This window comes from Acidovorax sp. sif1233 (genome assembly GCF_019218755.1).
In the GTDB taxonomy this organism is placed as follows: Bacteria; Pseudomonadota; Gammaproteobacteria; order Burkholderiales; family Burkholderiaceae_C; genus Acidovorax.
Map to the genome: position 1 here is coordinate 199,284 of NZ_JAHUWZ010000001.1, position 20,104 is coordinate 219,387.

General features: G+C 66.7%; 18 protein-coding genes. 8 read left to right on the plus strand and 10 right to left on the minus strand.

Annotated elements, in window-relative coordinates; translation table 11 throughout:
- Positions 1-130 precede the first annotated feature (130 nt).
- Both KW843_RS00930 and KW843_RS00935 read right to left on the minus strand, forming a co-directional pair.
- The gene (locus KW843_RS00930) at positions 131-2,314 is read right to left on the minus strand and encodes a 3-hydroxyacyl-CoA dehydrogenase NAD-binding domain-containing protein (RefSeq protein WP_218293228.1); all 2,184 of its coding nucleotides are present in this window, start codon (positions 2,312-2,314) and stop codon (positions 131-133) included.
- Between the two features lie 183 nt (positions 2,315-2,497).
- Positions 2,498-3,703, minus strand: coding sequence for an acetyl-CoA C-acetyltransferase (locus KW843_RS00935; RefSeq protein ID WP_218293229.1), 1,206 nt, complete (start codon positions 3,701-3,703; stop codon positions 2,498-2,500).
- A gap of 186 nt (positions 3,704-3,889) precedes the next feature.
- Between KW843_RS00935 and KW843_RS00940 the strand changes: the two genes are divergently transcribed.
- Positions 3,890-4,192, plus strand: a complete 303-nt coding sequence (locus tag KW843_RS00940; protein ID WP_225584958.1) for a hypothetical protein — start codon at positions 3,890-3,892, stop codon at positions 4,190-4,192.
- Positions 4,193-4,240: 48 nt separating this feature from the next.
- Here KW843_RS00940 and KW843_RS00945 read toward each other — a convergent pair whose 3' ends face one another.
- The 7 genes from KW843_RS00945 to KW843_RS00975 all read right to left on the minus strand — a co-directional run bounded on the left by KW843_RS00945 (position 4,241) and on the right by KW843_RS00975 (position 12,521).
- Positions 4,241-5,404, minus strand: a complete 1,164-nt coding sequence (locus KW843_RS00945) for an acyl-CoA dehydrogenase family protein (RefSeq protein ID WP_218293230.1) — start codon at positions 5,402-5,404, stop codon at positions 4,241-4,243.
- Positions 5,405-5,531: 127 nt separating this feature from the next.
- Positions 5,532-6,698 (minus strand): ABC transporter substrate-binding protein, encoded by a 1,167-nt coding sequence (locus KW843_RS00950; protein WP_218293231.1) that lies wholly within the window; start codon positions 6,696-6,698, stop codon positions 5,532-5,534.
- A 96-nt stretch (positions 6,699-6,794) separates the two neighbouring features.
- On the minus strand, positions 6,795-8,651 hold the full coding sequence (locus tag KW843_RS00955) for a long-chain fatty acid--CoA ligase (protein ID WP_218293232.1): 1,857 nt from the start codon (positions 8,649-8,651) through the stop codon (positions 6,795-6,797).
- Between the two features lie 7 nt (positions 8,652-8,658).
- Positions 8,659-9,477, minus strand: coding sequence for an ABC transporter ATP-binding protein (locus KW843_RS00960; protein WP_218293233.1), 819 nt, complete (start codon positions 9,475-9,477; stop codon positions 8,659-8,661).
- Between the two features lie 61 nt (positions 9,478-9,538).
- Positions 9,539-10,378, minus strand: a complete 840-nt coding sequence (locus tag KW843_RS00965; RefSeq protein WP_218293234.1) for an ABC transporter ATP-binding protein — start codon at positions 10,376-10,378, stop codon at positions 9,539-9,541.
- Positions 10,379-10,564: 186 nt separating this feature from the next.
- A complete protein-coding gene (locus tag KW843_RS00970) occupies positions 10,565-11,641 on the minus strand; it encodes a branched-chain amino acid ABC transporter permease (protein WP_218293235.1) in 1,077 nt (358 codons plus the stop codon).
- 4 nt (positions 11,642-11,645) lie between these two features.
- Positions 11,646-12,521, minus strand: coding sequence for a branched-chain amino acid ABC transporter permease (locus tag KW843_RS00975; RefSeq protein ID WP_218293236.1), 876 nt, complete (start codon positions 12,519-12,521; stop codon positions 11,646-11,648).
- A 217-nt stretch (positions 12,522-12,738) separates the two neighbouring features.
- On the opposite strand from KW843_RS00975, the gene KW843_RS00980 reads away from it, so the two are divergent.
- The 4 genes from KW843_RS00980 to KW843_RS00995 all read left to right on the plus strand — a co-directional run bounded on the left by KW843_RS00980 (position 12,739) and on the right by KW843_RS00995 (position 16,099).
- Positions 12,739-13,536 (plus strand): crotonase/enoyl-CoA hydratase family protein, encoded by a 798-nt coding sequence (locus tag KW843_RS00980; protein WP_218293237.1) that lies wholly within the window; start codon positions 12,739-12,741, stop codon positions 13,534-13,536.
- A 108-nt stretch (positions 13,537-13,644) separates the two neighbouring features.
- The gene (locus KW843_RS00985; protein ID WP_218293238.1) at positions 13,645-14,130 is read left to right on the plus strand and encodes a thioesterase family protein; all 486 of its coding nucleotides are present in this window, start codon (positions 13,645-13,647) and stop codon (positions 14,128-14,130) included.
- A gap of 218 nt (positions 14,131-14,348) precedes the next feature.
- Positions 14,349-14,924, plus strand: coding sequence for a polymer-forming cytoskeletal protein (locus KW843_RS00990; RefSeq protein ID WP_218293239.1), 576 nt, complete (start codon positions 14,349-14,351; stop codon positions 14,922-14,924).
- A gap of 203 nt (positions 14,925-15,127) precedes the next feature.
- Complete coding sequence (locus KW843_RS00995) at positions 15,128-16,099, plus strand: amidohydrolase family protein (RefSeq protein ID WP_218293240.1); 972 nt, start codon at positions 15,128-15,130, stop codon at positions 16,097-16,099.
- 69 nt (positions 16,100-16,168) lie between these two features.
- Here the strand turns inward: KW843_RS00995 and KW843_RS01000 are convergent, their stop codons facing one another.
- Complete coding sequence (locus KW843_RS01000; RefSeq protein WP_218293241.1) at positions 16,169-16,594, minus strand: acyl-CoA thioesterase; 426 nt, start codon at positions 16,592-16,594, stop codon at positions 16,169-16,171.
- A gap of 128 nt (positions 16,595-16,722) precedes the next feature.
- On the opposite strand from KW843_RS01000, the gene KW843_RS01005 reads away from it, so the two are divergent.
- The 3 genes from KW843_RS01005 to KW843_RS01015 all read left to right on the plus strand — a co-directional run bounded on the left by KW843_RS01005 (position 16,723) and on the right by KW843_RS01015 (position 20,049).
- Positions 16,723-18,585 carry an ABC transporter ATP-binding protein/permease gene (locus KW843_RS01005; RefSeq protein WP_218293242.1) on the plus strand — a complete coding sequence of 621 codons (1,863 nt, stop codon included), beginning with the start codon at positions 16,723-16,725 and terminating at the stop codon, positions 18,583-18,585.
- 128 nt (positions 18,586-18,713) lie between these two features.
- The gene (locus tag KW843_RS01010; protein ID WP_218293243.1) at positions 18,714-19,640 is read left to right on the plus strand and encodes a 2-hydroxyacid dehydrogenase; all 927 of its coding nucleotides are present in this window, start codon (positions 18,714-18,716) and stop codon (positions 19,638-19,640) included.
- Positions 19,641-19,716: 76 nt separating this feature from the next.
- The gene (locus KW843_RS01015; protein ID WP_218293244.1) at positions 19,717-20,049 is read left to right on the plus strand and encodes a nucleotide pyrophosphohydrolase; all 333 of its coding nucleotides are present in this window, start codon (positions 19,717-19,719) and stop codon (positions 20,047-20,049) included.
- Positions 20,050-20,104: the final 55 nt, after the last annotated feature.

A 20,104-nucleotide genomic window follows, 5' to 3' on the forward strand; every position in this document is an offset into this window, starting at 1 on the left:
TACCAACTCCTTATGAAAGCTAGACCCAGCATATGTAATGAACAAGCGGCGTCAAGAAGAAAAGCGCAGCAATCAGGAGCTACTTGGGAACGGTCACGAATTGCATTCGTATAGGACATTGCAGGTGGCTTCAGTACGTCGGTAAGAACTCAGAAATTGTCCTTTGAGTCACCGTATCGACTTCAAACCCTCCCCCCCATTTGTGCGTCAGCTCATCCGCCCGCCGCAAAAATTCTTGGACGCCCATCGCATAAATAAACTGCATCGCCCCTCCCGTCCAAGCCGGAAACCCAATCCCAAAGATCGACCCAATATTCGCGTCATGCACGCTGGTCAGCACGCCCTCGGCCAGGCAGCGCGCAGTTTCGATGGCTTGGCGGTAGAGCAGACGGTCCTGGATCTCCTGCACGCTCCATGCCACGCCGGGCTTCTCGAACAGAGGTTTCAGCTCCGGCCACAGGTGCTTCTTGCCGCCTGCGGGGTAGTCGTAAAAGCCGCCGCCACCCGCGCGGCCGGGGCGCTTCAGTTCCTTGACCATGCGCTCCACCAGCAGCTCGCCGGGTGTGGAGGTGTAGGTTTTTCCTTCGGCCGCGTAGTCGGCGCGGGTCTGGTCCAGCACATGCACGCTCAGGGTCAGCGCGGTTTCGTCCAGCACGGCCAGCGGGCCCACGGGCAGGCCGGCCTGCATGGCGGCGTTTTCAATGGCGGCGGCGGGGATGCCTTCGCCCAGCATGGCGGCGCCTTCCATGACGAAGGTGCCGAAGGTGCGGCTGGTGTAGAAGCCGCGTGAGTCGTTGACCACGATGGGCACCTTGCCCAGGGCCTGCACATGGTCGAAAGCGCGGGCCACGGTCTCGTCGTCCGTCTGTTTGCCGCGGATGATCTCCACCAGCTTCATCTTGTCCACGGGGCTGAAGAAGTGGATGCCGACAAACTTCTCGGGCCGGCTGCTGGCCGTGGCCAGGCCGCTGATGGGCAGGGTGGAGGTGTTGCTGGCAAAGAAGCCGCCGGGTGCGAGCTGCGGCTCTGCCTCTTGCGTGACTTTGGCCTTGAGGTCGCGGCTTTCGAACACGGCTTCGATGATGAGGTCGCAGCCCGCCAGGTCGGCCGCGCTGGCGGTGGGCGTGATGCGCGCCAGCAGCGCTTGCTGCGCCTCGGCCGTCATGCGGCCCTTGTCCACGCGAGCTTGCGTGAGCTTGGCGCTGTAGGCCTTGCCGGCCTCGGCCTTCTCGGTGCTCACGTCCTTGAGCACGGTGGCGATGCCCCGGCTGGCCTGGGCCCAGGCGATGCCCGCGCCCATCATTCCCGCGCCCAGAATGCCGACCTTTTGGGGTTTGTAGCGTGGGGCCACAGCTCCACGTACAGCGGGGCGCGATTTGCCGCTCTTGATCGCGTTCATGTCGAAGAAGAACGTGTTGATCATGTTGCGCGCCACGGGGCCGGTCATCAGGCGGGCGAGGTAGCGGCTTTCGATGCGCAGGGCGGTGTCGTAGTCCACCATGGCGCCTTCGACCATGGCGGCCAGCGCCGCCTCTGGCGCGGGGTAGCGGCCGCGCGTGGTCTTCTTGAGCATGGCGGGCGCTACCGTCAGCGCGCCTGCAATCTTGGGGTTGGCGGGTGTGCCGCCCGGCATCTTGTAATTCTTATCGTCCCACGGCTGCACTGTGTGTGGGTGGGTGGCGATGTGGGCCAGCGCGGCGGGCAGCAGTTGCTCGCGCGTAGCCACCAGCTCATGCACCAGTTGCAGCTCCAGCGCTTCGGCGGGGTTGAAGAGCTTGCCTTCCAGGATGTAGGGCTGCGCACCCATCAGGCCCAGCAGGCGGGTCATCTTGGTCACGCCCGTGGCGCCGGGCATCAGGCCCAGCGTGACCTCGGGCAGGCCGAACTGGATCTTGGGGTCGGCCACGGCGATGCGGTAGTGGGCGACCAGCGCCACCTCCCAGCCACCGCCCAGCGCCGCGCCATTGAGGCAGGCCACCACCGGCAGCCCCAAGGTTTCGAGCGTGCGGAAGTGCTTCTTCATGCGCTCGATTTCGCCGAACGCGGCAGGCGCATCGGCGGGCGTAAGGCGCATGGTGGCCTTGAGGTCGGCACCCGCAAAGAAGCTGGTCTTGGCGGATGCCAGCACGATGCCCTTGAGCGCGGTGCCCAGGCGTTCGCGGTCGCCCAGCACCTGGGCGGTGACCTCGCCCAGCTCTTGCTGCCACTGGCGGCACATGGTGTTGACGGGGGAGTTGGTTTCGTCAAAGGTGATGACGGCAACTTCGCCGTCGGTGCCCTGGGCGGGGATGAGTTCGTAGCGGATGGTTTGCATGCTGATGTCTCCGAATCTGTAATACGGCATAGCGCAGGTGTGGGGCGCGGCCTTAGATGAAGCGTGGCCGAGGCCAGCGGACGCCGTGGAACTGGCTTTGCCAGGCCAGTGGCGTCGTCCCCCTTCCCATCGCGCAGCGATGAGAGAAGGGGGAAGCGGCGCAGCCGCTCAGGGGGTTGTTCCTCATATGCGTTCAACGATGGTGGCAATGCCCATGCCGCCGCCCACGCACAGCGTGGCTAGGCCATAGCGCTGGCCCCGGCGGTGCAGTTCGTCAATCAGGGTGCCGAGGATCATGGCGCCCGTGGCGCCCAGCGGGTGGCCCATGGCGATGGCGCCGCCGTTCACGTTGACCTTGTCGTGCGGCACGCCCAGCTCGCGCATGAAGCGCATGGGCACGGCGGCAAAGGCCTCGTTCACTTCAAAAAGGTCGATCTGGTCGATGGTCATGCCCGCGCGGGCCAGCGCCTTTTTGGCAGCGGGCACGGGGCCGGTGAGCATGATGGTGGGGTCGGCGCCACTCAGCGCCGTGGCCACGATGCGTGCGCGGGGCGTGAGGCCGTGGGCCTTGGCGGCGGCCTCGTTGCCGATGAGCACGGCGGCGGCGCCATCCACGATGCCCGACGAGTTGCCCGCGTGGTGCACGTGGTGGATGCGCTCCACCTGCGGGTAGCGCTGCAGCGCCACGGCGTCAAATCCCATGCCGCCCAGTTGCTCGAACGAAGGTTTGAGCGCACCCAGGCCTTCAAGGGTCGTCTTGGGCTTGATGAATTCGTCCTCGGCCAGGATGGTCTGGCCGATGAAATCGCGCACGGGCACGACCGAGTTCTTGAAGTAGCCCGCTGCGCGCGCTGCGGTGGCGCGGCGCTGCGATTCGAGGGCGAAGGCATCCACGTCGGCGCGGGTGTAGCCATCCAGCGTGGCGATCAGGTCGGCGCCGATGCCCTGGGGCACGAACAGGGTTTCCGAATTGGTGGCGGGGTCTTGCGCCCAGGCGCCGCCGTCGGAGCCGATGGGCACGCGGCTCATGCTCTCCACGCCGCCCGCCACCACCAAATCCTCCCAGCCGCTGCGCACTTTCTGCGCGGCCAGGTTCACCGCTTCGAGGCCCGATGCGCAGAAGCGGTTGACCTGCACGCCCGCGCAGCGAAAGTCCCACCCGGCCTTGAGTGCGGCCACCTTGGGCAGCACCGAGCCCTGCTCGCCCACGGGCGAGACGATGCCCATGACCACGTCGTCCACCGCCGCCGTGTCAAAGCGGTGGCGAGCCTGCAGCTCGGTGAGCAGGCCCACGAGTAGGTCGATGGGCTTGACCTCGTGCAGGGTGCCGTCCTTCTTGCCCTTGCCGCGCGGGGTGCGCAGCGCGTCGAATACATAGGCTTCGGTCATGAATGGTCTCCGGTGGTCTTTAAACTGGAAGCTCGCTGGGTGATTGGGCAGGCGCTTGGGAGGCGCGCCCCATGCGGGTCGGCAGCGAGCGGTGCCTCGGCGGCGCACACCACAACAGCGCGCTTTCTGACGCGCGTGCGGTGGTTTTTGCACTATCTTTCTGCGGTTGCTCTCTCATTTTTGGCTATGAAACGAAATACATCCTCTGCATTGCAGCGCATGGTCCGTGGCGCTGTGGAATACGACGACACGCGCGATGGGTTTGCGCTGGAACACCATGTGGTACTGGCCGCATCCAGCGCGCTGGCGGTGGCGGCCTTCATGGCACCCAGCCGCAGCTCGGCAGCCATTCGCGGCATCGGCGCGGGTTTGCTGCTGATGCGTGCCCTGAGCGGCAGCCAGGGTGTCCGCTCCTGGTTGAATGTCACCGACCGCCGCCCCGGCGCGCCGCTCAGCCCCGAGGAAGCCCGCGCCGCCTGGTACCTGTGACGGGGTTGGGCGCCCGTCGCGGCGCAGTCCGTGGCGCTGGTCATGGTGCTATTTGCCCAGGCCCATGGCGCGCGCAATCACCTCTTTCATGATCTCGTTCGTGCCGCCGTAGATGCGCTGCACGCGCGCATCCGCGTAGGCGCGGGTGATGGGGTATTCCCACATGTAGCCGTAGCCGCCGAAGAGCTGCACGCATTCGTCCATCACCTTGCACTGCAGGTCGGTGGTCCAGTACTTGGCCATGCTGGCGGTATCGGTGTCGAGCTGGTCGCGCGTGATCAGCTCGCAGCACTTGTCCACGAACACGCGGGCCACCTGCACCTGGGTCTGCAGCTCGGCCAGGGTGTGGCGGGTGTTCTGGAACGAGGCCACGCTCTGGCCGAAGACCTTGCGCTGCTTGACATAGTCCACCGTCCAGTCGATGGCGGCCTGCGCGGACGCCACGGCGGTGATGGCGATCTGCAGGCGCTCCCACGGCAGCTGCTCCATCAGGCAGATGAAGCCGCGCCCTTCCATGGCGGGGCTGCCCAGCAGGTTGGCGGCGGGCACCTTCACGTCGGTGAAGAACAGCTCGGAGGTGTCCTGCGCCTTCATGCCCATCTTCTTGAGGCGCTGGCCTTTTTCAAAACCGGGCATGCCGCGCTCCACCAGGAAGAGGCTGGTGCCCTTGGCCCCGGCCGCCGGGTCGGTCTTGGCGACCACGATCACCAGATCGGCATGCCAGCCGTTGGTGATGAAGGTCTTGCTGCCGTTGAGCACATAGTGCGATCCATCGGCGCTTTTCATGGCGGTGGTCTTGATGCCCTGCAGGTCGCTGCCCGCGGCGGGCTCGCTCATGGCGATGGCGCCTACCATGGCGCCGCTGGCCATCTGTGGCAGGTAGCGGCGCTTTTGCTCCTCGGTGCCGTAGTGCAGGATGTAGGGCGCCACGATCTCGCTGTGCAGCCCGAAGCCGATGCCCGTGGTGCCGGCGCGCGCCAGCTCTTCCATCTGCGCCACGGAGTAGAGCTTGTCGGCCCCGGCGCCGCCGTATTCCTCGGGCAGGCTCATGCACAGAAAGCCGTTGGCGCCCGCCTGGCTCCACACCTCGCGCGCCACGTAGCCCTGGTCTTCCCAGTCGGCGTGGTGGGGCGCCACCTCCTTGTCGATGAACCGGCGAAAGCTGTCGGCAAAGGCCTGGTGGTCGGGCTGGAAGAGGGTGCGTTCGATCATGGCGGTGGATTCGGTCTATTTATGCAAAGTTACTGCTTGGTTAAATTCTGCCACCGACTGGGGCCGAGCGCATCCCCTGAAACACAAAAGCCGCCCGAAGGCGGCTTGGGAGCGGGTGGTCAGGCCCTCATGGCTTGACGTAGTCGGACACCACCTTCCACTTGCCATCGGTGATCTGCGACAGGCGCGAAAGATCGCTGCCCAGGCGCTTTTGCGGGCCGTAGGTGGCCTCGGCGCTGCCGAACATGTCGGGCGGGATCACCATGGTGTCCATGGCCTTGATGAAGCTGTCGGTGGTAAGGCTGGTGCCTGCCTTCTGGGCTGCCTTGATGAAGGCATCCACCGCCCCGTAGCCGTAGACCGAGAACACCGTGGGGTCTTCGTTGAACTTGGTCTTGTACTTGTTGGCCCAGAAGCGGATGGGCTGGCTGGCCTCGTCCAGGTAGGGGTGCTGCACCGTCATGGTGGCGTACAGGCCGTCCATGGGCTTGCCGCCCAGCTTGTGGATGAGGTCGGTGTACGCGGCGCTGGAGCCCAGGAACGTGGGGTTGAAGCCCGTTTTGCGCGACTCGCCGATGGTGCCGATGGTCTCGCGGATGATGGTGCCCAGTATCACGAAGTCGCATTCGGACGACTTCATCTTGGCGACCTGCGACGAGAAGTCGGTGGCGCCGCGTTTGTACGACGTCTTCTCGGTGAACTCCATACCCAGGGACTTGAGCGCCGCCTCGCCGCCACGCATCACCTCCAGGCCGAACTCATCGTCCTGGTAGATGGTGCAGACCTTCTTGGCGCCTTTTTCCTTGATGAGCTTGGGTGCGGCCAGGCGGATCTGGTCGTAGTAGGTGGCGGCGAACGAATACTTGAGCTTGTGGAAGGGCTCGTACATCTCGCGCGCGGCGGTGACCGGGAAGAAGTTGATCACGTTCTTGCTGAACTGCACCGGCATGGCGGCCAGGTTCTGTGCCGTGCCGATGTGCGCCACCATCATGAAGATCTTGTCCTGGTTCACGAGCTTCTGCGCGGCCAGCACGGCTTTCTTGGGGTCGTAGCCCGAGTCTTCCACCTTCAGGTCGAGCTTGCGGCCGTTGACGCCGCCTTGCTCGTTGGCCTCGTCCACGCGCAGCATCATGCCCAGCCGCACCTGCTTGCCAAAGCCCGCCAGCGGGCCGGACAGGTCCTGGATGGAGCCCAGGGTGATGGTGTCCTTGCTCACGCCCTGGCTGGGCTGCGCCTGCGCAGCACCTGCGGCCATGGCCACGATGGCCAGCGCGGCAATGTGATGAAGTTTCATGGCACGTCTCCTTGAATGGATCAGTCGTTATAGAACGATGCCCAGGGTGGGGCACCAGCACTTTCCCTATGCCGCGCGCCACCTGGCGCAGGCTGCCTAGCGGTACATGGCGTCAATCTGGGGCGCGTACTTCTGCTGCACCAGCTTGCGCTTGAGCTTCATGGTGGGCGTGAGCTCCTCGTCCTCGGCGGTGAGCTGCGTGTCGAGCAGGAAGAACTTCTTGATCTGCTCCACGCGGGCGAACCGGGTGTTCACGCGGTCGATCTCGGCCTGGATCAGGTCCTGCACCTCGCGGGCGCGGGTCAGGCTGGCGTAGTTGCTGAAGGGCACGTCATTGTCCTGCGCATATTTCTCCACGTTCTCCTGGTCGATCATGATGATCACCGTGAGGTAGGGGAGCTTGTCGCCGATGACGACGGCGTCCGTCACGTAGGGGCTGAACTTGAGCTCGTTCTCCAGCTCGCTGGGCGTGATGTTCTTGCCCCCGGCCGTGATGATGATGTCCTTCATGCGGTCGGTGATGCGCAGGTAGCCGTCGGCGTCGATGGTGCCCACGTCGCCCGTGTGCAGCCAGCCGTCGGCGTCGATGGTCTCGGCCGTCTTTTCGGGCAGGTTGAGGTAGCCCTTGAACACATTGGGGCCGCGCACCAGGATCTCGCCCGTGGCGGGGTCGATGCGCACCTCGTTGTAGCTGGCCGCCGGGCCGATGGAGCCGGGCTTAATGCGGCTGGCGGGCACGCCGGTGGCGGCGCCGCAGGTCTCCGTCATGCCCCACACCTCCAGCATGGGCACGCCCAGGGCCAGGTACCACTTCACCAGTTCGGGCGAGATGGGCGCTGCGCCCGTGACGAGGAAGCGCGCGCGGTGGATGCCGATGAGCTTGCGCACGTTGTTCAGCGCCAGAAAGCGCGCCAGCATGAACTGCGCCTTCAGCAGTCCCCCTACCGGCTGGCCCGCCAGCACGCGGTCTGCAATGCGGGTGCCCACGCCAATCGACCAGGCATAGGCCGCCTGCTGCAGGCGCGTGGATTCCTTGAGCGCGATCATCACGCCCGAATAGAACTTCTCCCACACGCGCGGCACGGCGGTGAACACCGTGGGCGCGATCTCGCGCACGTTCTCGGGCACGGTGTCGGGGTTCTCGACGAAGTTCAGGCGCGAGCCGGTGTACAGCGAGAAGTATTCGCCGCCCATGCGCTCGGCGATGTGGCACAGCGGCAGGAAGCACATGGCCTCGTCGTCTTCGGTGCGCGATATCAGCGTGTTGTAGCCGCGCACCGTGTAGGTGAGCGCGGCGTGCGTGTGCATCGCGCCCTTGGGCTTGCCGGTGGTGCCCGAGGTGTAGACGAGGATGGCCACGTCCTCGGGCTGGCAGGCCTGTACCCGGCGCATGAGCGCGTCGGGGTTCTGCTGGTTCCAGGCGCGGCCCATGTCGCGCAGCGCATCCAGGCTGATGACGCCCGGGTCCTGAAGGCCGCGCAGGCCCTCCATGTCGAAGACGACGATCTTGCGCAGCAGCGGCAGGTTGGCGCGCACCTCCAGTGCCTTGTCGAGCTGCTCATCGTCTTCGACGAACAGCACGCTGGTGCTGGAGTCTTCGCTCAGGTAGTGCACCTGGGCGGCCGCGTCGGTGGGGTAGATGCCGTTGGACACGCCGCCGCAGCTGAGCACGGCCAGGTCGGCCAGCACCCATTCGATGTTGGTGCTCGACAGGATGGAGGCGCAGTCGCCGCGCGCAAACCCCAGCGACATGAGTCCGCCCGCGATCTCGCGCACGGCCTCGGCGGTCTGGTCCCAGGTCCAGCTCTTCCAGATCCCCATTTCCTTCTGGCGCATCCACACGCGCGGGCCGCGCTCGGCCACGGCGTTCCAGAACATGGCCGAGATGGTGCTGCCGGCCAGCACGTCGGTGCCGGCGGGCTGGATGTGATCGAGGTCCCAGAGATTGCTCATGTAGTCCTCACCGCCAAGTCTTTTTCTTCTTCCACCGCCGCTCACCCCGCACGCCTTCATCCTTCATGCCCAGGTAGAACTCCTTGATGTCGTCCTTCTCGCGCAGGCGCTCGCAGCTGTCCTCCATCACGATGCGGCCGTTCTCCAGCACGTAGCCGTAGTCCGATGCGTTGAGCGCCATGTTGGCGTTCTGCTCGACCAGCAGGATGGTGGTGCCGCGCTCGCGGTTGATGCGCACCACGATCTCGAAGATCTCCTTGGTGAGCTTCGGGGACAGGCCCAGGCTGGGCTCGTCGAGCAGGATGAGTTCGGGGTTGGCCATGAGCGCGCGCGAGATGGCCAGCATCTGCTGCTGCCCGCCCGAGAGCAGGCCCGCGTCCTGCGCGGCGCGTTCCTTCAGGATGGGGAAGTAGCCGTACACGGTTTCGATGTCGCGCGCCACCGCGTCGGCGTCGCCGCGGGTGTAGGCGCCCATGAGCAGGTTGTCGCGCACTGACAGCAGCGCGAACACCTCGCGCCCCTCGGGCACATGCATGAGGCCCCGGCGCACGATGGCCGCCGGGTCGTTGGCGGTGATGTCGGCGCCCTGGAACTCGATGGAGCCCTTGCGCGGGTCGATGATGCCGCTGATGGTCTTCAGGATGGTGGTCTTGCCCGCGCCGTTGCTGCCCAGCACGGCGGCGATCTCGCCGCGCCGCACCTGCAGGCTCACGCCCCGGATGGCCTTGATGGGGCCGTAGGCGCTTTCCACATTCTGCAGGCGCAGCAGAGGTTGGTCGGCCGCCGCGGCGGCTGGTGTGTTGACGGCGGCAAGTACGGCGCTCATTCGGAAACCTCCGTGCTGCGCACTGCGGTGCGAGCTTGCTGGGGGCGGCCCGGCGCGGCGCTCATGCCCGGACCCCCAGGTGGGAACCCGCCGGGCGGCGCAGGTTGCTCACGTCGTCGATGGTGCCCAGGTAGGCCTCGATCACGCCGGGGTGCGACTGCACCTCGCGCGGCGTGCCCATGGCCACGACCTCGCCCTGGTTCATCGCCAGCACGCGGTCGGACACCTTGGAGACCAGCGACATGTCGTGCTCCACCATCAGCACGGTGATGCCCAGCTCGTGCTGGATGTCCTGGATCCAGAAGGCCATGTCGTCGGTCTCCTCCACGTTCAGGCCCGACGAGGGCTCGTCGAGCAGCAGCAGCTGCGGCCCGGTGCACAGCGCGCGGGCCAGCTCCACCACCTTGCGCACGCCGTAGGGCAGGCCGGCCACCAACGTGTCGCGGTAGTGCTGCAGGTCGAGAAAGTCGATGACCTGCTCGGCCTTTTCGCGGGCTCGCACCTCGGCGTCGCGCACCTTGCGGGTGAACAGCATGTCGGCCCACAGGCCGGTCTCGCGCCGCGTGTGGCGGCCGATCAGCAGGTTGTGCAGCACGCTCGCGTGCTCGAAGAGCTCGATGTTCTGGAAGGTGCGCGCTATCCCCAGGCCCGCCACCTTGTGCGGCGGCTGGTCGGTGAGCGGCAGCATCGCGCCCCCCGGGCCCGCGTAGGCGATGGTGCCGGTGGTGGGCGTGTAGATGCGGCTGATGAGGTTGAACACCGTGGTCTTGCCAGCGCCGTTGGGGCCGATGAGGGTGAACACCTCGCCCCGGCGCACGTCGAAGCTCACGTTGTTGACCGCCAGCACGCCGCCAAAGCGCACGCTGAGGCTCTGGGCGCTGAGCAAGATGTCGTCAGTCATGGGTACAGCAATTGGGGTCATTTCACTGGTCCATTGCGCTGAATGCCGCTCGCGGCCTTTGCGACTGGCGTGACCGAGGCCAGTGCCCCCGCGCAAGGGCCGCCCCGCCGCGCTGGGGGCGTTCCCCTCCCGAATCGCACAGCGGGTCGAGAGAGGGGGAAGGCGCGAAGCGACTCAGGGGGTGCTTCATCTCAGCCTGTCCGACTTCTGGAAGGACTTCTGCCGCTTGAACAGGCCCTTGCGGTAGAACGGGAACATCTGCAGCCAGGTGCGCACCTTGAGCCAGCGGCCGTACAGCCCCATGGGCTCGAACAGCACGAAGGCGATCAGGACCGCGCCATAGACCACCGCCTGCAGGCCCGGCGCCTGGCCCACGGCGGCGGGCAGCCAGTCCTTGCTCAGCGAGATCAGCTGGGGCATCGAGATCAGGAAGATCGCGCCCAGGAACGCGCCGTGCACCGAGCCCAGGCCGCCGATCACGATCATCAGCAGCAGGTCGATGGACTGCAGGATGTTGAACTGGTCCGGCGAGATGAACTGCAGCTTGTGCGCATACAGCGCGCCACCGATGCCGGCCAGGGCCGCCGAGATCGAGAACGACAGCGTCTTGTAGCGCGCGAGGTGGATGCCCATGCTCTGCGCCGAGATCTCCGAATCACGGATCGCCACGAAGGCCCGGCCCGTGGGCGAGCGCAGCAGGTTCAGGATGGCCAGGGTGCTGACCACGGCGATCACGAGGCACAGGAAGTAGAAGGACTCGGTGGATTCGAACTTGAAGCCCCAGATCTCGGGCGGCACCAGGTGCTTGCCGGAGTTGCCCCCGGTGACCGACTCCCACCGCGCGAACACCTCCTCGACGATGAAGCCGAACGACAGCGTGGCCATGCCCAGGTAGATGCCCTTCACGCGCAGCGCGGGCAGCCCCACCACCACGCCCACGGCGGCCGACAGCCCCGCCGCGCAGGCCAGCGACAGCGCGAACGGCCAGCCCATGCCCGTGAGCACGGCCTGCGTGTACGCCCCCACACCGAGGAAGGCCGCATGTCCGAGCGAGAACAACCCCGTGAACCCGGCCAGCAGCATGAGCCCCAGGCCCACGATGGCGTAGATCAGCACAAAGGTGAGCTGGGCCAGCCAATACTCTGGCGCCACCCAGGGTGCTGCGACCAGCCCTACGGCCAGCAGGCTGTACCAGAAGACATGCCCGCCATGTTTGGCGAGGCGCAGGTCTTGTTCGTAGCTGGTCTTGAAGATGAATCTCATGGGGTCACACCTTCTTGCGCAGCTTTTCGCCGAACAGCCCATTCGGTTTGACCATCAACATGATCAGCACCACGATGTACGCCGCCGTGTCCTTGAAGCCGTCGGGCAGATAAAAACCCGAGAGCGATTCGACGATCCCGATGACCAACCCGCCCACGATGGCGCCCGGCAGGCTGCCAAAGCCGCCCACTACGGCGGCGGGAAACGCCTTCAGCCCGATCAGTCCCATGTTGGCGTGCACGAAGGTGATGGGCGCCAGCAGCAGCCCCGCCACGGCAGCCACGGCGGCGGCCAGGCCCCAGGCCAGGCCGTTGAGCCGCTGCACGGGGATGCCCATGTAGTACGCGGCCAGCTGGTTCTGCGACGAGGCCTGCATCGCGATGCCCAGCTTGCTGTAGCGGAACATCGCGAACAGCAGCACGCACAGCGCGGCCGTGGCGCCGATCACCACCAGCTGCTCGGCGTTGAGCACCAGCGCGCCCAGGCGGAACGACAGGTCCTTGTAGGGCACGGGCAGCGTGTGCGTGTCGGTGCCGATGTTGGGAATCATGGTGACCAGCCCGCGCAGCACGTAGCCGATGCCGATGGTGAGCATGACGATGGAGAACGCGGGCTGGCCGAGGATGGGGCGGATCACCGCGCGTTCGAGCACCACGCCGAAAAGGCCCATGGCCAGGATGCTGGCGAGCACCGCCACCCAGAAGGGAAAGCCCAGCACCGTCATGAGCGCCAGGCCGCAGAACGCGCCCAGCATCATCAGCTCGCCCTGGGCGAAGCTCACGGTCTCCGTGGCCTTGTAGATGAGCACGAAGCCCAGCGCTATCAGGCCGTAGATGCACCCCTGGGAGATACCGCTGATCAACAGTTGCAAGAATTGCACCCTGGCGCTCCAGAATATTTTTACAAAGCGATTGCTTTGCATAAATAATGGTGCCTGTGCCGGACGCATCCCGCACTCGGGGCTAACCCTGATCGGTCCCGGCGCATATTGACGCAGTGCGCGGCGGGGCGCAATAAGGGTTGCGTCCGATAGGCGCACCCCGGGGCGCCCTCCGGCAGGGCCGGGGAAGGCGCGCAACACCCTCTGAGAGAACGCCATGTCCGTACAAATAGAGACCGAGGACCGTGTCACGCTGGTGACACTGCACCGCCCCGACGTGCGCAATGCCGTGGACGCGGCGACCGCGCGAGCGCTCCACGCCGCGTTCCTGGCGTTCGAGCAGGACGGCGCGGCCGACGTGGCGGTGTTCCATGGCGCTGGCGGGCATTTCTGCGCGGGCTGGGACCTGCAGTCGGGGGCGCGGCTGCAGGCGCAGGGCGTGGCGCCCGAGGCGCTGGCCGGATCGCTCGATTTCACGGCCGACACCCCGTTGCCGCTGGGGCCGATGGGCCCCAGCCGGTTGCACCTCACCAAGCCGGTGATCGCCGCGGTCAGCGGCGCGGCCGTGGCCGGTGGCATGGAGCTGGCGCTGTGGTGCGACCTGCGCGTGATGGAGGAGGACGCGTACTTCGGTGTCTTTTGCCGCCGCTTCGGCGTGCCGCTGATCGATGGCGGAACCGTGCGCCTGCCCCGCCTGGTGGGCCTGTCGCACGCGCTGGACCTCATCCTCACCGGCCGCAAGGTCGGGTCGGCGGAGGCCTTGCGCATGGGGCTGTGCAACCGCGTGGTGCCCCCGGGGCAGGCGCTGCAGGCGTCGCTCGCGCTGGCGCGGGAGATCGCAGCATTCCCGCAGGCCACGCTGCGCGCCGACCGGGCCAGCGCGCTCGCGGCCGAAGGGCTGCCGCTGCAGGAGGCCCTGCTGCGCGAGTGGGCGGGGGGCCGGGCGTGCCTGGCCGACGCCCTGCGGGGAGCGGCGCGGTTCGCCGACGGGCAGGGACGCCATGGTGAGTTTTGAGTGAAAATGGCCGCCAGCGCTTATCGTGAAAGCGCGGTGCGCTATATAAAATATAGCAAATGACGTTCGTGGGCCCGAGCTGCCCGCGCGCACTCCCCCAGGAAACCCATGAGCAAATCCACCACACCGCCCCCGCAAGCCTTCGAGCCCGACTTCATTGCCGGGCTCAAGGCCATCTTTGAAGAGAAGATCGTGTTCAACCAGGTGCTGGGCCTCAAGATCACCTCCCTCAAGCCCGATGGCGTGGTGGGCCGCATCGACATGAAGCCGGACCTGGTGGGCCACTATGCGTACAACCGCATCCACGGCGGCGTGATCAGCGCGGGGCTGGACGCCATGGGCGGGCTGGCCGTGATGGCGGCCATCGGCGCCAAGCACATGGACGAGGCGCCCGAGCAGCGCCTGCACCGCTTTGCCAAGCTGGGCACCATCGACCTGCGTATCGACTACCTGCGCCCCGGCATCGGCAGCCACTTCGAGCTGCGCGCCAACGTGCTGCGGCTGGGCTCGCGCGTGGCCAGCACGCGCATGGAATTCCTCGGCCCGGACGGGGAGATCATGTCGGCGGGGGCCGCGGCGTACATCGTGTCGTAGCGCCCTGAGCGGCTTCATCGCCAACGCGCTGCGCGCGCACCCTCTTCGGACACGGGGGCGAGGTCACGGCCGTTGCCGCGCCCCATCGCGTGGATGTGTGATCCCGCAAGCCTTGCAAGCGCATGCTACGGACGAACCGTTTGGTTACCGTTCTTGCGTAACGAAGGCATCTTTCACAGGGTCCCAAACCTACGATGACTTCTTTTCAAGGAGATCTGATGGCCGTGCAAAACCCCTTCTTTGGCAAGCGTGAACCTGAGTCGTTCCAACCCCGCCATGGCGCCACCACTTCATCATCCTCATCTGCCGCTTCCAGCCTGAGTGGCACGGCGGCCAGCAGCGCGGCCACGGCGCAGTCCGTGGCCGGCACCGCCGCCAACCGGTCTTCCAGCGACTCCTCGGGCAGCAAGCTCACGGTGGGCCCCAACATCAAGCTCAAGGGCGTGGAGATCACCGATTGCGACACGCTCGTGGTCGAAGGCACGGTCGAGGCCACCATGGATTCGCGCGTCATCCAGATCTCTGAAAACGGCGCCTTCCGCGGCTCGGCCGAGATCGACATCGCCGAAATCCATGGCGAGTTCAATGGCACGCTCACCGTGCGCCAGAAGCTCGTGATCTACAGCACCGGCAAGGTCAACGGCAAGATCCGCTACGGCAAGCTGGTGGTGGAAGAGGGCGGGCAGCTCGCGGGCGAGATCGAGGCGGGCTTTGCCAGCGGCGCGTCGTCGTCCGGCGCGCAGCGCACGGCGTCTGCACCGCTGCGGGCCGAGCCCACGGCGATGGCGGCCTGATCCGCATCGCGGCACACAGATAACCAGGGCATTCAGGCACCCGCGGCAGCTCGGCCTGGCTGGAGCCGTCACGGGTGCCTTGTGCCGTCCTGCGTGCCGGTGGCGGCGCGGCGCGGGTGCGGAGAAGGCGGCATGGAAATGGCTTTGTAAAATTTCCACGTCGTCTTGCACTCCGGGCGCGCTTTCTTCGCGCCATCGCCACCATGACACGAGTTCTATTTGCCACATGCCTTGCCCTGGCTGCGCTCAACGCCTGGCCGCAGGCCGAGCCGTCCGAGCCCGTGCGGCGCGCCACGCGGCAGCCGGTGCAGCGCGATGCCGCGCCCGGCCCCGCGCAGGCACCCGCACCGGCCAGCGCACTCACGCCCTTCGTGGATGCCCATGTGCACCTCAACAGCCTGCCGATGCAGCTGGAGCTCATGGCGCGCTGGGGGGCCAGCCACGCGGTGGTGTTCTGGGGCGGGCGCAGCAGCAATGAGTCCGTGGCCGAGGCCGCGCGCCAGCACCCCGGCGTGCTGATTCCGTTCGCCTCGATATCGCCCGAACGCACGGCGTACCGGCCGCACTGGGAGCACAACGGCGTCGAACTGCTCACACAGCTCGACGCCATGCTGGCGACCGGCCTCTACAAGGGCATCGGCGAGATCTCGGTGGCGCACTTTCCCTCGGCCGGCTTCGCGGAGACGGACTTCGGCGTGGCCGGCCCGATGATGGCGGGCATCCTGGAGCTGGCCCTCAAGCACAAGGTGCCGGTGATGGTGCATGTCGAAAGCACGCGCATGGCGGAGCTTTCACAGCTCTTGCAGCGGTTCCCGGATGTGCCCGTGATCTGGGCGCACGGGGGCTATACGCCGCTGTTCCTGGCGCGGCGCATGCTGGAGCGGCATCCCAACCTCTACTACGAACTGAGTGCGCGCACCTGGCCGCACCATCCCCGCTCGCCGGACTACACCATCCTGCGCGATGGCACGCGCGTCTGGCCCGAGTGGCTGGCGCTCATCGAGGAGCAGCCCGGGCGCTTTCTGGTGGGAACGGATGCGAGCCACCGCTCGGCCGCGAGCGACGACATGAAGTACGCGAGCGTGCAGGGCTTCCTGGCCCAGCTGTCGCCTGGCGCGCGCCAGCAGGTGGCGCGGGGCACGCTGATGCGGCTGGTGGGGCTCGGGCAGCCCTAGGCCGCATGCCGGTCCGGGCCTTCCCGGAAAGCCTGCGCAAAGGCCGGGCCGTGCGGGGCCGTTTCTCCCCTACGACGGATTCGGCGCCAGCTTGGGCACGGGGCGCGGGCGTCCCTGCTCGTCGATGGCCACGTAGGTGAGCCGCGCCTCCGTCACCTTCACGTACCGGCCCTGCTCGGCAAAACGCTCGGCATACACCTCCACCTCCACGGTGACCGAGGTGTTGCCCACGCGCGTGATGGACGAGAAGAACGACAGGATGTCGCCCACGCGCACGGGCTGCTTGAAGATGAACTCGTTCACTGCCACGGTGGCCATGCGGCCCTGCATGTAGCGCGCGGGCAGCACCGAGCCGGCGAGGTCGACCTGTGCCATCACCCAGCCCCCGAAGATGTCGCCGTTGCCATTGGTGTCGGCGGGCATGGGGATCACCTTGAGCACCAGTTCCTTGTCGGAGGGCAATGCGGCGGGGGGCGGGCTGAAAACGGCAGACATGGGCACAATCTCGGTTGGGGCTGAGCCAATCCTTGGGGAACCAGGGGTTTCATCACAGGCTCGCGCCCTGCAAAAAACCACCTGGGCATCAGCCGGGTCGGTAAAAACAACAACTGGAATTGTCCCCCATGCGCCACCACGGCGAAACCGCCCCTTCCGCCACCGCCACCATTGCACCGCCTGCACAGTCCGACTGGAGCACCCTGAACCGCCTGCTGCCCTACCTGTGGCAGTACAAGTGGCGCGTGATCGCCGCCATCGTGTTCATGGTGGGCGCCAAGGTGGCCAACGTGGGCGTGCCCCTTCTGCTCAAGACGCTGGTCGATGCGATGAGCTTCAAGCCCGGAGACCCGGCGGCGCTGCTGGTGGTGCCCGTGGGGCTGCTGGTGGCCTACGGCGCGCTGCGGCTGTCCACGTCGCTGTTCACCGAGCTGCGCGAACTGGTGTTCGCCAAGGCCACGCAGGGGGCGGCGCGCTCCATCGCGCTGCAGACCTTCGAGCACCTGCATGCCCTGAGCCTGCGCTTTCACCTGGAGCGGCAGACCGGCGGCATGACGCGCGACATCGAACGCGGCGTGCGCGGCATCGAGTCGCTGATCTCCTTCACGCTGTTCAACGTGGTGGCCACGCTGGTCGAGGTGGTGCTGGTGCTGTCCGTGCTGGCCGTGAAGTTCGACGCCTGGTTTGCCTGGATCACGCTGGCGGCGCTGGCGTTCTACATCGTCTTCACGGTGCTGGTGACCGAGTGGCGCACCCAGTTCCGGCGCGAGGCCAACGAGTTCGATTCGGCCGCGCACACCAAGGCCGTGGATTCGCTGCTCAACTACGAGACGGTCAAGTACTTCAACAACGAAGGCTTCGAGGCCCGCCGCTACGACGAAAGCCTGGAGCGCCTGCGCCGCGCGCGGCTCAAGAGCCAGACGACGCTGTCCCTGCTCAACACGGGGCAGCAGCTCATCATCGCCGCCGGGCTGGTGGCCATGCTCTGGCGCGCTACGCAGGGCGTGGTCGATGGCCGCATGACGCTGGGCGACCTCGTCATGGTCAATGCCTTCATGATCCAGCTGTACATCCCGCTCAACTTCCTGGGCGTGATCTACCGCGAGATCAAGCAGAGCCTGACCGACCTGGACAAGATGTTCACGCTGATGGACAAGGAGCGCGAGGTGGCCGACCGCCCCGGCGCATTGCCCCTGGCCGGGCTGGACCAACCCGCCGTGCGCTTCGAGGACGTGCATTTCGCCTACGAGGTGCGCAAGGGCGGCGACCTTGGCAGTGGCCGCCCCATCCTGCAGGGCATCAGCTTCGAGATCCCTGCGGGCAAGACGGTGGCGGTGGTCGGGCCCTCGGGCTCGGGCAAGAGCACGCTGGCGCGGCTGCTGTTTCGCTTCTACGACATCCAGCAGGGCCGCATCACCATCGCCGGGCAGGAAATCCGCGCCGTGACGCAGGCCAGCGTGCGCCAGGCGATCGGCATCGTGCCGCAGGACACGGTGCTGTTCAACGACACGGTGGCCTACAACATCGCCTACGGCCGCCCCGGCGCCAGCCAAGCCGAGGTGGAGGCGGCCGCGCGCTCCGCCCGCATCCACGACTTCATCGCCAGCACCCCCAAGGGCTACGGCACCATGGTGGGCGAGCGCGGGCTCAAGCTCTCGGGCGGAGAGAAGCAGCGCGTGGCCATTGCGCGCACCCTGCTCAAGAACCCGCCCATCCTGATCTTCGACGAGGCCACCTCGGCGCTGGATTCGGCCAACGAGCGCGCGATCCAGGCCGAGCTGCAGAACGTCTCGCAGAACAAGACCACCCTGGTGATCGCCCACCGCCTCTCCACGGTGGTGGAAGCGCACGAGATCCTGGTCATGGACGCGGGACGCATCATCGAGCGCGGCACGCATGCCCAGCTGCTGGCCCTGGGAGGCCGCTACGCGGGCATGTGGTCCTTGCAACAGGAGAGCCCCCCCGAGTCGCCTGCGGCGCTTTCCCCCTGAGGGGCGGCCCTTGCCGGGTGTCTCTCGCGCGGGCCGCGCCGGTTTTGTACGCTCTGCGCGCAAGGAGACGATGCACGCCGCACGGCTCTTGTTCTCGCAGTTTTTTTCCATTGACATTGCATTGACCCATGAAGCCTGTCCTGCTTGCCCTCATGTTCCTGTCCGAAGAGCACATCGCCCAGATGGCTCAGACCTTCGAGGTGGTCTACGCCCCCGACGCGCCCCAGGCCGCGGCTGCCATTGCGCAGCATGGCGTGCGCGTGGTGCTCACCATCGGTGCCGTAGGCCTGAGCCCCGCGCAGATCGACGCATTGCCCGCGCTCACCCTCATCTGCGTGCTGGGCGCGGGCTATGAGAACGTGGCCGTTGCGCACGCCAAGGCGCGCGGCATCGTGGTGGCCACGGGCGCGGGCACCAACGACGACTGCGTGGCCGACCACACCTGGGGCCTGCTGATCGCGGCGCAGCGCCGCATCCTGGCGCTGGACAAGGCCACGCGTGCGGGCATCTGGCGCACGGCGCTGCCGCTGCCGCCCAACGTGTCGCACAAGCGCCTGGGCATCATCGGGCTGGGCACCATCGGCAAGAAGATCGCGCAGCGCGCGCTGGGCTTCGAGATCGAGGTGGGCTACCACAACCGCAGCGTGCGCACCGATGTGCCCTACCGCTACTTCGCAGACGTGGCGGCGCTGGCCGGATGGGCGGACTTCCTCGTGGTCGCCACGCCGGGTGGTGCAGGTACCAGGCACCTTGTCAATGCCGCTGTGCTGGATGCCCTGGGCTCGCGCGGCGTGGTGGTCAACATCGCGCGCGGCAGCGTGATCGACACGGCCGCCCTGGCCGCCGCGCTGCGCGAAGGCCGCATCGCGGCGGCGGGCCTCGATGTGTACGAAAGCGAGCCCGCGCCCCCGGCCGAACTGCTGGACCTGGACAACGTGGTGCTCACGCCCCATGTGGCGGGCTGGTCGCCCGAGGCGGTGCAGGCCTCGGTAGACCGGTTCATGGAAAACGCCCGGCGCCACCTGGCGGGCGAGGCGCCCGTCACGGTGGTGTGACAGAAGGTTCAATAGTGATATCGGCTGCTGGCGCTTGCTGGACAAGCGCTGGCAGCTATTCCATCAGGAGCGACTCATGTCCGTCGATTTGAATGCGCTGCAGGCCCGGCTGCGTGTGTTTGCGGCCGAACGGCAGTGGCAGCCGTTCCACACCCCCAAGAACCTGGCCATGGCGCTGATGGTGGAGGCGGCCGAGCTGGCCGAGATCTTCCAGTGGATGACGCCCGAGCAGTCGCGGTCGGTGCGCGACGACCCGGCGTTCAAGGAGCCCATCGCCGATGAAGTGGCCGATGTGCTGCTGTACCTGCTGCAGCTGGCCGACCATGCGGGCGTGGACCTGGCCGAAGCGGTGGAGCACAAGCTGCGCAAGAACGCCGTCAAGCACCCCGCACCAGAAAACCTGGAGTGAACGGGGGCGCCTGCACCGGTGTTGCATGCCGGGTGCTCTCCATTTGGCGGTGACG

Coding starts and splice junctions, on each gene's coding strand:
- KW843_RS00940 (WP_225584958.1), top strand. CDS start 3,890: ATGAAACGAAATACATCCTCTGCATTGCAGCGCATGGTCCGTGGCGCT.
- KW843_RS00955 (WP_218293232.1), bottom strand. CDS start 8,651: ATGAGCAATCTCTGGGACCTCGATCACATCCAGCCCGCCGGCACCGAC.
- KW843_RS01000 (WP_218293241.1), bottom strand. CDS start 16,594: ATGTCTGCCGTTTTCAGCCCGCCCCCCGCCGCATTGCCCTCCGACAAG.
- KW843_RS00935 (WP_218293229.1), bottom strand. CDS start 3,703: ATGACCGAAGCCTATGTATTCGACGCGCTGCGCACCCCGCGCGGCAAG.
- KW843_RS00960 (WP_218293233.1), bottom strand. CDS start 9,477: ATGAGCGCCGTACTTGCCGCCGTCAACACACCAGCCGCCGCGGCGGCC.
- KW843_RS00930 (WP_218293228.1), bottom strand. CDS start 2,314: ATGCAAACCATCCGCTACGAACTCATCCCCGCCCAGGGCACCGACGGC.
- KW843_RS00945 (WP_218293230.1), bottom strand. CDS start 5,404: ATGATCGAACGCACCCTCTTCCAGCCCGACCACCAGGCCTTTGCCGAC.
- KW843_RS01005 (WP_218293242.1), top strand. CDS start 16,723: ATGCGCCACCACGGCGAAACCGCCCCTTCCGCCACCGCCACCATTGCA.
- KW843_RS00965 (WP_218293234.1), bottom strand. CDS start 10,378: ATGACTGACGACATCTTGCTCAGCGCCCAGAGCCTCAGCGTGCGCTTT.
- KW843_RS00990 (WP_218293239.1), top strand. CDS start 14,349: ATGGCCGTGCAAAACCCCTTCTTTGGCAAGCGTGAACCTGAGTCGTTC.
- KW843_RS00995 (WP_218293240.1), top strand. CDS start 15,128: ATGACACGAGTTCTATTTGCCACATGCCTTGCCCTGGCTGCGCTCAAC.
- KW843_RS01010 (WP_218293243.1), top strand. CDS start 18,714: ATGAAGCCTGTCCTGCTTGCCCTCATGTTCCTGTCCGAAGAGCACATC.
- KW843_RS00970 (WP_218293235.1), bottom strand. CDS start 11,641: ATGAGATTCATCTTCAAGACCAGCTACGAACAAGACCTGCGCCTCGCC.
- KW843_RS00980 (WP_218293237.1), top strand. CDS start 12,739: ATGTCCGTACAAATAGAGACCGAGGACCGTGTCACGCTGGTGACACTG.
- KW843_RS01015 (WP_218293244.1), top strand. CDS start 19,717: ATGTCCGTCGATTTGAATGCGCTGCAGGCCCGGCTGCGTGTGTTTGCG.
- KW843_RS00985 (WP_218293238.1), top strand. CDS start 13,645: ATGAGCAAATCCACCACACCGCCCCCGCAAGCCTTCGAGCCCGACTTC.
- KW843_RS00950 (WP_218293231.1), bottom strand. CDS start 6,698: ATGAAACTTCATCACATTGCCGCGCTGGCCATCGTGGCCATGGCCGCA.